This window comes from Hungatella sp. SB206 (assembly GCF_051132295.1).
In the GTDB taxonomy this organism is placed as follows: Bacteria; Bacillota; Clostridia; order Lachnospirales; family Lachnospiraceae; genus Hungatella; species Hungatella effluvii.
On record NZ_CP096603.1, the window covers coordinates 4,326,769 to 4,338,462 of the forward strand.

The following is an 11,694-nucleotide window of genomic DNA, read 5'->3' on the forward strand; positions in this document are numbered from 1 at the left end:
CTCCCCAGACTACAGATGAAGCACTCTGGACTTGATTTCCTTCGTCTTTCCGGCATTCCAGAAATTCTCGCCCAGGTAACCGCAGGTTCTTCTGGTCACATTCATCTTGTCCTTGTCCTTATTATGACACTGCGGGCATTCCCACTCCATGTCCTCATTGATGATGATCTCACCGTCGAAGCCGCATTCCTGGCAGTAGTCGGATTTGGTATTGAACTCCGCGTACTGGATATTGTCATAGATAAATTTGACCACTTCTTCCATGGCCTCCAGATTCTTGGCCATGTTCGGAACCTCCACGTAAGAGATGGCGCCGCCGGAAGAAATCTTCTGGAACTGGCTCTCAAATGTAAACTTGCTGAACGCGTCGATCTTCTCTCTCACGTCCACGTGGTAGGAATTCGTGTAGTAGCCCTTGTCCGTCACATTTTCAATCAGGCCGAAACGCTCTCTGTCGATTCTGGCGAAACGGTAGCAGAGAGACTCAGCCGGAGTTCCGTAAAGGCCGAATCCCAGACCGGTCTCCTCTTTCCAGCATTCAACTGCCTCTTTCATGCGGTTCATAACGCGGAGGGCAAACTCCTCTCCCACCGGGTCCGTGTGGCTGACCCCTTTCATCAGCTTCGTCATCTCGTAGATACCGATATATCCTAAAGAGATCGTGGAGTATCCGTCATGAAGCAGCGGATCGATCTTCGCCCCCTTCGGGAGTCTGGCGATCGCTCCGTACTGCCAGTGAATCGGGCTCACATCGGATAATGTGCCTTCCAGTGCCTTATGCCTGCACATAAGCGCCTCGAAGCAGATGGCAAGACGTTCGTCTAATAGCTTCCAGAATACCTCCTCGTCGCCCTTTGCCAGGATTCCGATCTGCGGAAGGTTCAGGCTCACAACGCCCTGATTGAAACGGCCTTCAAACTTATATTCCCCGTTCTCATCCTTCCAGGGAGATAAGAAGCTGCGGCAGCCCATACAGCTGAACACGTTGCCTTCATAGTTTTCCTTCATCTTCTTCGCGGAAATATAATCGGGATACATGCGCTTTGAAGAGCAGCGCACCGCAAGCTTCGTGATATAATCGTATTTTCCACCCTTTAAGCAGTTATTCTCATCCAGAACGTAGATGAGCTTTGGAAATGCCGGTGTTACATAGACGCCCGCTTCGTTTTTGATCCCTTCCAGTCTCTGGCGCAGAACCTCTTCCACGATCAGCGCGTTCTCATCGATGTACTCATCCTCGTCGTCCAGGCGAAGGAACAGCGTCACAAACGGCGCCTGGCCGTTGGTCGTCATCAGGGTGTTGATCTGATACTGGATCGTCTGAACGCCTGATTTCAGTTCATCTCTCAGACGAATCCGCGCCATCTTCTCCACCGCTTCGTTATCCAGGCTGTCGCCAAACTCTTCCCGGATCTGTCTGTGGAATTTATTGCTGCTCTTCCTTAAATACTTTCCAAGATGTCTCATATCCACGGACTGGCCGCCATACTGGTTGCTGGCCACCGCCGCGATGATCTGGGTCATAACCGTACAGGCTACCTGAAAGCTCTTAGGGCTCTCGATCATCTTCTCGTTCATCACAGTGCCGTTATCCAGCATGTCCGCGATATTGATGAGACAGCAGTTAAAGATTGGCTGAACAAAGTAATCCGCGTCATGGAAATGAATCGCTCCCTGTTCATGGGCCATGGAAATGCGTTCCGGCAGAAGCATACGCTTCGTCAAATCCCTGGATACCTCTCCGGCGATGTAATCCCTCTGTGTGGATGCCAGAATCGTATTCTTATTGGAATTTTCCTCCGCCAGCTCCTTGTTTTCATTCCGGATCAGCTTCAGGATCGATTCATCCGTCGTGTTCGCTTTTCTCAGAAGCGCCCTCTGATACCGGTAAATCATATATTTTTTCGAGAGAGTGTACTTGTTCTGCTTAACCAGGCGGCTCTCAATCATATCCTGAATGCTCTCGACATGGACAACATCCTCACATTCTTTCTCCACATCATCCAGAATTCCGTCAATCAATGCCTCCCCGGCGCGTTCCGCCGCGTCCACTTCCGCATTCGCCTTCTGAATAGCCCTTACAATCTTCTCTCTGTCATAATTTACAATTCTGCCGTCACGTTTCTGTACCTTAATCATCGCTGTCTCCTTCATAGCTTCTATATTTTGCGCATTGAAATATTTATTTACTATATGTAGTGCTTATTTATTATACAACAAATGCGGCAAAAGTAAAGAGCCAATGCAGTTTAATTCTGTACCGGCTCTTTAAGCAGCTCTTAAGGTTCTTTAAATTGACCAGACAGCATCATTCATTTATCTTCCATGGCCCCGATCTGCGATTTCCGATTCTTATCAGCAGACCCTTTTCCTGCATTTTCGGCAGCAGCCGTTTTATCGTTCCCAGAGAAATACCAGTCATTTCATGTAATTGCTTTTGGGTGGCGTATCCATCTGCCCTGACAGCATTTAAAATTTTAAATTCATCAGAACTCGGTGTGTTTCTAATTTTATTCTCTTTGGCTATGTGTTTGGTCGCATTAGTCGCATCAGTTGCATTAGTCTCAATTTTAGCCGCTGTTTTAGTCGCAGTTTTAACTGCATAGTCAGTCATATATTTCACTGAACTATCTGCCAGGAATCTGGGATCTACCACACCATAATGATCCACTTCTGTTTTTTTACGAAACAGATTCACACGAAAATCGTTTCCCATATCAAGCAATTCCGGTTCGGGCAGTCCATACTTTTCAGAGTCCTCATAAATTCTCGGTATCCCGCTTCCCCAGGCTTCAATCATATTCATATAAGAAAATAACTCTGCAATACCTTTATTTCGAATCTTAGACCGGCCCTGCCGAATTTTTTCCAGTGTTAAGTCCGAGTCCAGCATCCCCGGAGAAGTCACTTCCAGTCTGTCATCAAAAAGGGCAACCTGAACCTTTCCCGGCGTCAGGTATGAGCGATGGCATACCGCATTCGAGATCATCTCCCGAAATAGGAAATTAATTAATTTTTACCAATTCTTTTTAGATTCCTGCGGGCTTCTTCTGTCTGGCATAGCTCCAGTGCATGGTGATAGAACCGTTCGCACAGCAATTCTATATCTGTATCTGAAAGCTCGCGATCCACTTTTCCCTGGTCGTAGCTTCGATTTCCTGAATCCAGAATCATCTCCTGAATCTGATACTTTTCCGCACTTCTGGTAGTTCCTGAAACACGGATATAAGCGCCTGCCACCATTCCCTGTTTCTTAATATAGTAAGGCTTCTGCATCCCCTCAACCAGATCGACGATGATGATGTATTTACCCTCTATTTGCTGAATATTGACATTAGGAGTGATTTTGGGTTCACAGCTGTCAAAGATTGCATTGGTAATGGCATCCATTTTCCGGAACACCTCTTCTTTGTTAAATCCGGTAATCCTCCATGTGTTATTCTCGATACCAAAGACAATTCTGCCGCCGCTGCAATTGGTAAATGCAACTACCGTTTTCATGTATCTTTCACTCTTAGGCGGAATATCTTCCTTAAATTCAATATCCTTTGTTTCACCAAGCAAAATTTCTTCTATCGTCAAAGAATTCACCTCCTGTGCATGATCTGTCTGCCCTTTTGCCAGTCTGCAGCACAGTACCAGCCGCATTACCGGATAAAATTCGTCCTCACTCCGGCTTCCTTCTCAGGCAGCGCGACTCCAGCCTTTTTCCCAGCCTCGATGCAGCGAAGCATCCACGCCATATTCTTCCCCAACGTGCGCATGATCTGCAGCCCCTCCAAATCCTGCTCCACGTCCTCCGGCGAATTGCCGTGAACCATGTTCCAGTACTGGGACGATACGACCGGCATCTGGGAAATCGAAAAGTATTTGTTCAGGGTATCGAGCGTAGCCGTCGTTCCCGCGCGCCGTGCAGAGGCCACCGCAGCAGCCGGCTTGAACGCAAAACAGCTTCCCGCGTAGAACAGACGGTCCAGGAAGGAATAGAGGGAGCCGTTAGCCGACGCATAATAGACCGGAGATCCGACGATCAGTCCATCCGCGTGCTCCATCTTATCCAAAAATGCATTGACCGGATCTCCCTTGAAGACACAGCGGCCCGTCGCGGCGCATTTGCCGCATCCGATACATCCATGAACGGCCTGATTGCCAATATGGACGATCTCCGCCTCGATTCCCTCTTTCGTAAGAGCTCCCGCCACTTCCGTGAGCGCACGGTATGTACAGCCCTTTTCGTGAGGGCTTCCGTTTAACAGCAGTACTTTCATCTTAATCCATCCTTTCTTTTTCAACTGAAAATAAGCATCCGGCCAGGGTGTGACAGAAAGCATTTTTCCGGCACACCCTGATCTAGTATAACGTATCACAAGGACTTACAATACGTTATACTAGCAGGCCGATGAGATCATCCTTCGTCAGGCTGCCTAACGAGACGGTGCCTTCTGTTATGATCTGTTCCGCCAGATTCTTCTTTGATTCCTGAAGCTTTAAGATATTTTCTTCAATGGTTCCCTTCGTAATCAGCTTAAACACGGTTACTTGCTTTTCCTGGCCGATCCGGTGGGTGCGGTCCGTCGCTTGATTCTGCGCCGCCACGTTCCACCATGGATCGTAATGGATGACCACGTCCGCGGCCGTTAGGTTTAATCCCGTTCCTCCGGCTTTCAGGGAGATCAGGAATACCGGCACGCCGTCGTCCTTAAAGGAGTTGACCATGTGAAGGCGCTCTTCCTTGGGTGTCGCACCCGTCAGAATATAATATGCCATCCCCTCTTTTTTCAGCCGTTTTTCAATGATTTCCAGCATCGATGTAAACTGGGAAAAGAGCAGAATCTTATGGCCGCCCTCCACGCCGTTCCGGATCAGATCGATACACGTCTCGAGTTTGGCGGAGCTGCCGTTATAGTTGCTGTAGCAGAGATGCGGATCGCAGCAGATCTGGCGCAGCTTCGTCAGCTGAGCCAGGATCTGAATCCTGTCAGAGCCGCCGTCTCCGGCCTGCTCCAGCTGCTGTCTGACCTGCCATGCATTGGCGGTGTACAAATCCTTCTGTTCCTTCTCGAAGCCGGAATAGATAACATTCTCCAGCTTATCGGGAAGTTCCTTCAGCACATCCTTCTTTAAGCGGCGCATGATAAACGGACCGATCATACGGTGCAGCCCCTTTAGACAGGCTTCATCCTGATCCCGCACGATGGGAAGCTCATACTCCTTCTTGAATCTCTGATAGGAAAACAGGAAGCCGGGCATGAGGAAGTCAAATATACTCCACAGCTCGCTGAGCCGGTTTTCAATCGGCGTTCCCGTCAGGGCGAATCTCGTTCTGGCATTCACCGATTTAACCGCCTTCGCGCTCTGGGTCGAGGCGTTCTTGATATACTGCGCCTCGTCGATGATCTGAAAACGGAATTCCTTTTCCTCGTAAAAGGTGATATCCCGCTTCAGCAGATCGTAGGAGGTAACTAAGATCTCCCCCTCCGAGGCCGTATTCAGAAGTTCTTCCCGCTCCTGTGCAGTACCGCTTATTGTACGGACTTTCAGGGTCGGTGCGAACTGGTGAATCTCATTTTCCCAGTTGTACACCAGGGACGCCGGGCATACGATCAGCGCGGACGTGTCCGGCTCGCGGTTCCTCTCATCCAGGAGGAGCGCGATAACCTGAATCGTCTTTCCAAGGCCCATATCATCCGCCAGAATTCCGCCAAACCCGTAGGAATCCAGGGTCTTAAGCCACCGGAAGCCCGTTTTCTGGTATTCTCTCAGAACAGGACGGAGCGTCAGCGGTATCTCAAAATCACTGTCTTCCACGGATTTCATGCCGCGGACCACAGCCTTAAACAGCGCATCGCGGTAAAGCGTAATGCCTGTGCCCTCTTTTAAAATACCATCCAGATAGAGCGCCCGGTATTTGGGAAGACGGATTTTCTGACTCTGTAAATCCGACTTGTTGACTGCGAGGCCCTCCACCAGCTTTGCCACCGTCATCAGGCCGTTATCGTCCAGAGCCAGAAACTCTCCGTTTTTCATGCGGTAGTACCGTTTTTTCTGGCTGTACTCCGAGAGCAGCCTCGTGAGCTCGGCCCCCGACATTCCGTCCGTATCCACCGTCAGCTCCAGCCAGCTGCCGCTGCTCTTCACACCGATGGAAATCTTCGGGGGCGGAAGAACCTTCAGTTTTTTAAAGGACTCCGACAAATATACCTCACCCTGAGCCATGAATTCGCTCATGCCCTCCGTTAAAAGGCGGTAGATGGCCTCCTCGTCGTCGCGGATCGCCGGATATTCGGTATCGTGCTCCTTGTATTTAAAGTACTTTGTAATCAGCTGGCTGACCCGGAATTCTCCCGGCACATCCCGGCATACGGTTCTGGGAAGCTTCTCATCCTCCACCGGCTGAAACGAGTATTCCCCATAAGACAGAACCGGCTTTAAGACCAGGTCGTTCGGTCCCTGGCTGTCAAACTCGAATCTCGCTTTCAGTTCCTCCGGCTTGTATGCCTCCAGTTCCACGTTGCCTGCGTCGATCGTACTGTACGCAGCGATCTTTTTCAGCACGCGCTCATAGAAAAGCGGCATATCCTTGTCATTCACTTCCGCCTCACAGTTGGAGCCGAAGCTCTTTATCATCTGCTCCAGGAAGACGTGCAGTGTGGCACTGCATGCTTCGTCACAGCGAAATATCCGTTCCTTGTCCACCACATAGAGATGGCGCTCCCCCTCGAAGATCAGAAGACCCTTGTCGATGGATACCAGGATGCCATCCCGTCCCTTTCTTCTGACTTTGACCGCCAGATCGGGATTATGATCCGTCACCGTCACCATTCTCTTGTGAGCACGGTAGTCCTCCAGTTCCAGCGTCTCGCCCATCATCAGGCTGAAGAAGCGGTCCCGGTTGCCCCGGCTCAAATTTAAGCCCCGCAGAGTCGGCAGGGTCGAAAAAGAGCTCTTCTGAAACTGTTCATAGTGCTCGCAGTAAGTGTTGACCAGCTCCATGATGAATACCACCAGCGGCCTGCTCTCCTTTGCAAAGACGGACAGATTGTGGTGGAAGGCCAGGTTCTTCCCATATTCCACCATTGAACCGCTCTCTACCGCTCTCGTAAACGCCACAAGATCCTTGAGCACATAGAAACGTTCCCGCCCCAGACGGAATTCCAGCTTCACATCGCTCCGGTCCGCAATGATACGGACAGCCAGCTGCACCTGCTTTTCTTCTCCCTCAATAATGATCTGAGCCACTTCCCGGTTGGTGTACTCCCGGATCATGGTTCTGGCCTGCTGGGAGGTGGTGACGGGCCGTCCCGAATTCTCAGCCGCCTTTTCCCGGTACTCCCTGTAGAGCTCCTGACAGTGCGGACACATCCCCTTATAGGAATTTCCCTGCACACAGGAACAAGAGTAGTCATAAACCTGACTACCCTTGATATATAAATTAGCTTTATACTGTTTTCCCTGGTCTTCAACCAGGCCTTTTACGCCCGATTCGCCTTTCCAGAAGGCGCTTGTTGTCATCTGTGATACTTTCATAAGTTTTTCACATCCGTTCACACATTACATACGTTCCGGAGCCTCAATTCCAAGCAGATCGATACAGGCGGTAAGTACATCCTTCGCCAGACTGATCAGACTGAGCCAGGAAGCACGCTGTTTTTCGTTTTCCTCGGCAATGATCTTCGTGTCGTGATAGAACCGGTTGAACGCGTTAGCCAGTTCATATACGTACTGGCAGATCTTATGGGGAGCCAGTTCCAGAAAACTGGTCTCGATCACCTCATTATATTTCGAAAGCTGAAGCATCAAATCTTTTTCCACACCGGAGGCGGCCGGAAGGATATCTCCCGTGCCTACGCTCTGCACTTCCAGCTCGGAAGCCTTAGCAAGGATGGACTTGATACGCACAATCGTATACAGGATATAGGGACCTGTGTTTCCCTCAAAGGAGACGAAACGGTCCATATCGAAAATGTAGTCCTTGGAAGCCTGGTTCGATAAGTCGCCGTACTTGAGAGCCGCCATACCGACGATCTTCGAGGTCTTTAACGCCTCTTCCTCGGACACGGAGCGGTTCTCCATGATCTTATCATATGCCGCTGTGTCAATATCGGAAATCAGGGTCTCCAGACGCATCACACCGCCGTCTCTTGTCTTAAACGGCTTGCCGTCCTTTCCATTCATGGTGCCGAAGCCTAAATGGGACATCTTGCGCTCTTCCGGTACGAATCCGGCCTTCTTGGCCACGCGGAACACCTGGGTAAAATGAAGCTCCTGACGCTTGTCTGTTATATAAATATACCAGTCCGGGCAGTATTCCTTCTCACGCTCCAGAATGGTTCCCAGATCTGAGGTAGAATAGAGGGCCGCGCCGTCGGATTTGCGGATGATGCAGGGCGGAAGTTCCTTGGAATCGCCAGGCTCGGCGATATCGACCACCAGCGCTCCCTGGCTCTCATACGCCAGTTTCCTGTCTTCCAGCTCCTTAATCAGACCCGGAATATAGTCCTGCGCGTCGCTCTCTCCCTTCCATAAATCGAAGGTTACATTTAAGTTACCGTAATTCTTCTTTAAATCCGTTACGGAAACATCGATGATATGATTCCAGATCGCACGGTAAGGTGCGTATCCGTTCTGCAGCTTCAGTGTCGCCTCGTGGGCTCGCGCGCTGAATTCCTCGTCTGTCTTAGACTTTGCGCTGGCCGCCGGGTAGATCTCTTCCAGCTCACCGATGGTAAACGGTGCCTCCTTCGGATACTCTCCGGTATAGGACTCGTCAAAATAGGCAAGCTCCGGCTTTCTGTCGCGGAGTTCCTCAATGATCAGGCCCATCTGAAGTCCCCAGTCTCCCAGATGAACGTCGCCGATCACCTTATGTCCCAGGAAACGTCCCATCCGCTTAATGCTCTCCCCGATCACAGCAGAACGGAGATGGCCCACGTGCAGCGGCTTTGCCACATTGGCTCCGCCGTAATCCACAATGATCGTGAGAGGCGTTTTTGCCTTTTCACAGCCGCAGTGGTCTCCCTCTCTCATGTTGTTCATGTAGGTTGCCAGATATCCGGCTTCCAGTTTTATATTAATGAAACCCGGCATCACGGCGTTTACTTCTGAAAACATATCGCCGCCAGCCAGCTTCTCCACAACTTCGTTCGCAATGTCGATCGGTTTCTTCTTATATGCCTTCGCGGCTGCCATGGCACCATTACACTGGTACTCACAGAGGTCCGGCCGGTTGGACAGTGTAACCTTCGCAAAGCTCTCATCGTAACCACAGGCTGCGAATGCCTCTTTTACCTCTGATGTGATTAAATCAAGAATCTTTTTCATCGGTTCCTGTTCTCCTTTTTGAATATTCTTCCTGTTTCTCTTTTTCCTATGCATTCCCATTTCACTAATTTCAAAATACTTCCAGGCTAAAAGTTAATTATATTACAACCAGGTTGAAAAATCAACATTTTTTCCAGATCTCCCGAAATCCAAAAACACACCGGGCTGCAGCTCACAGCAGAAAACGAATACAGAAAGTTTTTTTTGAAAAAGCTAAACATTTTCACCGCCTGTACGATAAGGATAGTAACGGACATCAAAGATCGGAGGAAATGGAATGAGAGTAAATCTGAATTTCAACCTGCATAAGAATACGCTTATCAATACCGCACGGGTAAATGCATCATTCGCCAAATACCAGTCAGGGCAGGATAAGAAGAGCGGGGGCATACTGGGAAACCGTCCGAAAAACGACCGTTTCACCCTCTCCCCTCAGGGTAAATTAATAAACATGATTGAGAATCTGACCAAGCAGAAACAGGCGCTTGTGGATCAAAGAAACAGTCTGGTGGAAACGACATTAGGCGACGGCGGAAAGATGGAGGACATCAAGGATCAGCTCAAATCGTACAAGAAGCAGATCGAAGCCATTGATAAACAGATTTCTAACGCCTACACCCAGCAGGCCAAACAGTGCATAGAGCCGGAAGACAAAAAGAGTTCTGACAAAACAGACAAGAGTAAAACCGACGATCAGCTGACGACCGAACACCTTACAACTCTGGCCGCAGTCTCCCAGGATCTCCGCCATGCGGAAAAGATTTCCGCAGTTCAGAGCCACATAGAGGGTGAAGCCAGAATCAAAGAATCGGAAATTGATCTTGGAGCGGCTCACGTCGACGCCTTAGTGAGCAAGGGACTCGGCGGCGACACGGTAGGCGCCCTCATAGAAAATGAGATGGACTCCATCGGACGTTCCGAGCAGGAAGCCGGACAGCTGCATGACAAAGCATCGGAGCTGGCGCTTCGTCAGGGAGAACAACTCCGGAAATCCCGGGAGGAATTAGAGCAGACGGATGACGCCCAAACGAGAGGGGCAACGGCACCGGAAGGCACAGAAGGGCCGATGGTTGATCTGGGGAAAGATGGGAATGACGAAAGGGATGGGGAGTAGAGCCTGAACCTGCATTTGTATATGGCACTATGACAGAAACGGCCGATAAAAATTATTTTATGGCCGTTTTTGTCATGCTTGATTTTTCGTTCAAATTCAACTGATTATTTTTATAAAAATCAATATAATCTGGTAATTGATTAACGTTTGTTACTTCATAATCCCAATCTTGAGTATACTCATCAGTATCTTTCAGTCTTAATTCTAATGTTAATCGTTTTATTGTTTCTTTTGATGGGTATTTTAATTCATTCACTTTATACACACCTTCTCAATCAAAATCTTGCCTGAACTGTCCCACAGCAATGCTGTAGTGCACAGACTCAGACTCCAATTAAAACATACATTAATTTCATTTAAAAAGATAGAGTGTTGGTCAAACTTTCTTTTATTGCCAAACTGTTGGCATCATTATATTTTTGCATCTCTTCCAGAAGTTTGATTAGTGCAAACGTTTTATTTTCATCCTCTTCCCATAGTTTTAATGCTGTAAAATACGAATTTCCCATGCTTTTTTCTATATCCGCATAATTGTCATATTTAGTAATCCATAATGATTCATCCGCTAAATACCACTTAATGTCATCGTTATGTATGCGGCTTTCTTCTTGTCTTACATATACTTTCATAGCATTTCTGTGGTATACAAAAAATTTGCGTAGCTGGTGGAAGATTCCCACCTCCTAACATCTGTCTCCAGGGACACTTTCATTAAAACTTTTCCTACCTTTACTTTGGCTCCTCCGCTGTCTTCTGCCATTACCACATCTCCCCCTTTTCTATACAAAGCCAGGCGTTTGCTCTCTTTTCCTAAGTCATTTTTCCAAGTCAAATCAATTTAATTTTGCTAATATCTCCATTTTCCATTTTTACAACTAAATGATCATTACTGTCTAACATCACCGACTCGGTCCATATGTCTCCGGTTCTATACCACTCCTTCCATTGTCTAGTTTTCTTCTTATAGTCATAAGGAGCAAATGGTTCTTTTAAGTAATAGACAATCACTCCACAGCCCGCCATGATGCAGTACTCTTCCTTCGGCGAAATAATTACTTTTTCAACATCGCCATAAAAATCGCCAATTATTACAATTCGCTCCGATGATTTTATTTTTAGAAGAACTGCCTCATATTCCTTATATACTTCATAATGAGTACTCTCAGTAATTTTAGCAATATACGACATCTCCTTATCCCCCTGGATACCCTCAATAAAATTTGCAGATTAGTTTCCACGTAAGATAAATTTCAATTCTC

The 11,694-nt window shown here is 48.3% G+C and carries 11 protein-coding genes; 1 reads left to right on the plus strand and 10 read right to left on the minus strand.

All coding sequences use genetic code 11. The features are described from left to right. Nucleotides 1-9 precede the first annotated feature (9 nt). The 6 genes from nrdD to argS form a co-directional block, all read right to left on the minus strand. Nucleotides 10-2,139 carry an anaerobic ribonucleoside-triphosphate reductase gene (gene nrdD / locus M1L66_RS19055; protein WP_434687661.1) on the minus strand — a complete coding sequence of 710 codons (2,130 nt, stop codon included), beginning with the start codon at nt 2,137-2,139 and terminating at the stop codon, nt 10-12. A gap of 169 nt (nt 2,140-2,308) precedes the next feature. Beyond that, a complete protein-coding gene (locus tag M1L66_RS19060) occupies nt 2,309-2,989 on the minus strand; it encodes an ATP-binding protein (protein ID WP_434687663.1) in 681 nt (226 codons plus the stop codon). Between the two features lie 20 nt (nt 2,990-3,009). Beyond that, complete coding sequence (locus M1L66_RS19065) at nt 3,010-3,582, minus strand: AlbA family DNA-binding domain-containing protein (RefSeq protein ID WP_434687665.1); 573 nt, start codon at nt 3,580-3,582, stop codon at nt 3,010-3,012. 65 nt (nt 3,583-3,647) lie between these two features. After that, nucleotides 3,648-4,268, minus strand: coding sequence for a flavodoxin family protein (locus M1L66_RS19070; protein WP_434687667.1), 621 nt, complete (start codon nt 4,266-4,268; stop codon nt 3,648-3,650). 115 nt (nt 4,269-4,383) lie between these two features. Further along, entirely contained in the window at nt 4,384-7,527 is a 3,144-nt protein-coding gene (locus M1L66_RS19075) for a DEAD/DEAH box helicase (protein WP_434687669.1), read from the minus strand. A 24-nt stretch (nt 7,528-7,551) separates the two neighbouring features. Beyond that, the gene (gene argS, locus M1L66_RS19080) at nt 7,552-9,321 is read right to left on the minus strand and encodes an arginine--tRNA ligase (RefSeq protein ID WP_434687671.1); all 1,770 of its coding nucleotides are present in this window, start codon (nt 9,319-9,321) and stop codon (nt 7,552-7,554) included. A gap of 277 nt (nt 9,322-9,598) precedes the next feature. On the opposite strand from argS, the gene M1L66_RS19085 reads away from it, so the two are divergent. After that, nucleotides 9,599-10,435 (plus strand): hypothetical protein, encoded by an 837-nt coding sequence (locus tag M1L66_RS19085; protein WP_434687673.1) that lies wholly within the window; start codon nt 9,599-9,601, stop codon nt 10,433-10,435. 52 nt (nt 10,436-10,487) lie between these two features. Here M1L66_RS19085 and M1L66_RS19090 read toward each other — a convergent pair whose 3' ends face one another. The 4 genes from M1L66_RS19090 to M1L66_RS19105 form a co-directional block, all read right to left on the minus strand. After that, entirely contained in the window at nt 10,488-10,691 is a 204-nt protein-coding gene (locus M1L66_RS19090) for a hypothetical protein (RefSeq protein WP_187019313.1), read from the minus strand. A gap of 100 nt (nt 10,692-10,791) precedes the next feature. Beyond that, nucleotides 10,792-11,064 (minus strand): hypothetical protein, encoded by a 273-nt coding sequence (locus M1L66_RS19095; protein WP_187019311.1) that lies wholly within the window; start codon nt 11,062-11,064, stop codon nt 10,792-10,794. After that, entirely contained in the window at nt 11,061-11,195 is a 135-nt protein-coding gene (locus tag M1L66_RS19100) for a hypothetical protein (protein ID WP_279288621.1), read from the minus strand. The genes M1L66_RS19095 and M1L66_RS19100 overlap by 4 nt, the downstream gene beginning before the upstream one ends. Before the next feature lie 68 nt (nt 11,196-11,263). Beyond that, nucleotides 11,264-11,623 (minus strand): hypothetical protein, encoded by a 360-nt coding sequence (locus M1L66_RS19105; protein ID WP_187019310.1) that lies wholly within the window; start codon nt 11,621-11,623, stop codon nt 11,264-11,266. Nucleotides 11,624-11,694: the final 71 nt, after the last annotated feature.

Coding starts and splice junctions, on each gene's coding strand:
- nrdD (WP_434687661.1), bottom strand. CDS start 2,139: ATGATTAAGGTACAGAAACGTGACGGCAGAATTGTAAATTATGACAGA.
- M1L66_RS19060 (WP_434687663.1), bottom strand. CDS start 2,989: ATGATCTCGAATGCGGTATGCCATCGCTCATACCTGACGCCGGGAAAG.
- M1L66_RS19070 (WP_434687667.1), bottom strand. CDS start 4,268: ATGAAAGTACTGCTGTTAAACGGAAGCCCTCACGAAAAGGGCTGTACA.
- M1L66_RS19075 (WP_434687669.1), bottom strand. CDS start 7,527: ATGAAAGTATCACAGATGACAACAAGCGCCTTCTGGAAAGGCGAATCG.
- argS (WP_434687671.1), bottom strand. CDS start 9,321: ATGAAAAAGATTCTTGATTTAATCACATCAGAGGTAAAAGAGGCATTC.
- M1L66_RS19085 (WP_434687673.1), top strand. CDS start 9,599: ATGAGAGTAAATCTGAATTTCAACCTGCATAAGAATACGCTTATCAAT.
- M1L66_RS19095 (WP_187019311.1), bottom strand. CDS start 11,064: ATGAAAGTATATGTAAGACAAGAAGAAAGCCGCATACATAACGATGAC.
- M1L66_RS19100 (WP_279288621.1), bottom strand. CDS start 11,195: ATGGCAGAAGACAGCGGAGGAGCCAAAGTAAAGGTAGGAAAAGTTTTA.
- M1L66_RS19105 (WP_187019310.1), bottom strand. CDS start 11,623: ATGTCGTATATTGCTAAAATTACTGAGAGTACTCATTATGAAGTATAT.